General features: G+C 68.2%; 1 protein-coding gene. It reads left to right on the top strand.

The genetic code is table 11. From position 1 onward, the window contains the following. A partial coding sequence (groL, locus tag ABD292_RS48805) for a chaperonin GroEL (protein WP_344220338.1) occupies window positions 1-1,559 on the top strand: 1,559 nt, incomplete at both ends.

The following is a 1,559-nucleotide window of genomic DNA, read 5'->3' as shown; positions in this document are numbered from 1 at the left end:
GACGAGGACGCCCGGCGCGGTCTCGAGCGCGGTATGAACCAGCTCGCTGACGCCGTCAAGGTGACCTTGGGCCCCAAGGGCCGCAACGTCGTGCTGGAGAAGAAGTGGGGCGCCCCCACGATCACCAACGACGGCGTGTCCATCGCCAAGGAGATCGAGCTCGAGGACCCTTGGGAGAAGATCGGCGCCGAGCTGGTCAAGGAAGTCGCCAAGAAGACGGACGACGTCGCGGGCGACGGCACCACCACCGCCACCGTGCTCGCCCAGGCGCTGGTTCGTGAGGGCCTGCGCAACGTCGCCGCCGGCGCCAACCCGATGGCCCTGAAGAAGGGCATCGAGGCCGCCGTCGAGCGCGTCAGCGAGGAGCTCTCCAAGCTGGCCAAGGACGTGGAGACCAAGGAGCAGATCGCCTCCACCGCCTCCATCTCCGCCGCCGACCCCGAGATCGGCTCGCTCATCGCCGAGGCGATGGACAAGGTCGGCAAGGAAGGCGTCATCACCGTCGAGGAGAGCAACACCTTCGGCCTGGAGCTGGAGCTCACCGAGGGCATGCGGTTCGACAAGGGCATGGTGTCGATGTACTTCGTCACCGACTCCGACCGCATGGAGGCCGTCCTCGAGGACCCCTACATCCTGATCGTCAACAGCAAGGTCTCCGCCAACAAGGACCTGCTGCCCCTGCTCGACAAGGTCGTGCAGTCCGGCAAGCCGCTGCTGATCATCGCTGAGGACGTCGAGGGCGAGGCCCTGGCCACCCTGGTCGTCAACAAGATCCGCGGCCTGTTCCGCTCCGTGGCCGTCAAGGCCCCGGGCTTCGGCGACCGCCGCAAGGCCATGCTCAACGACATCGCCATCCTCACCGGTGGCCAGGTCATCGCCGAGGAGGTCGGTCTCAAGCTCGAGAACGCCACCCTCGACCTGCTGGGCCGCGCGCGCAAGGTCGTCGTCACCAAGGACGAGACCACGATCGTCGACGGCGCCGGCGATGCCGAGCAGATCTCCGGCCGGGTCAACGAGATCCGCGCCGAGATCGAGCGCACCGACTCCGACTACGACCGCGAGAAGCTCCAGGAGCGCCTCGCCAAGCTGGCCGGCGGCGTGGCCGTCATCAAGGCCGGCGCGGCCACCGAGGTCGAGCTCAAGGAGCGCAAGCACCGCATCGAGGACGCCGTGCGCAACGCGAAGGCGGCCGTCGAGGAGGGCATCGTCCCCGGCGGTGGCGTGGCGCTGCTGCAGGCCGGCGCCAAGGCGTTCGACAAGCTGGAGCTGGCCGGCGACGAGGCCACCGGTGCCTCGATCGTGAAGAAGGCTCTGGAGGAGCCGCTCAAGCAGATCGCGGTCAACGCCGGTCTCGAGGGCGGCGTCGTGGTGGAGAAGGTCCGCAACCTCACTCCGGGCGAGGGCCTCAACGCCGCCAGCGGCGAGTACGTCAACATGTTCGAGTCGGGCATCATCGACCCGGCCAAGGTGACGCGCTCCGCGCTGCAGAACGCCGCCTCCATCGCGGCGCTCTTCCTCACCACCGAGGCTGTCATCGCCGAGAAGCCCGAGAAGACCCC

It is taken from the genome of Nonomuraea bangladeshensis (genome assembly GCF_039529455.1).
Classification (GTDB): domain Bacteria; phylum Actinomycetota; class Actinomycetes; order Streptosporangiales; family Streptosporangiaceae; genus Nonomuraea; species Nonomuraea bangladeshensis.
This window is presented reverse-complemented; position numbering and strand designations above follow the sequence as displayed.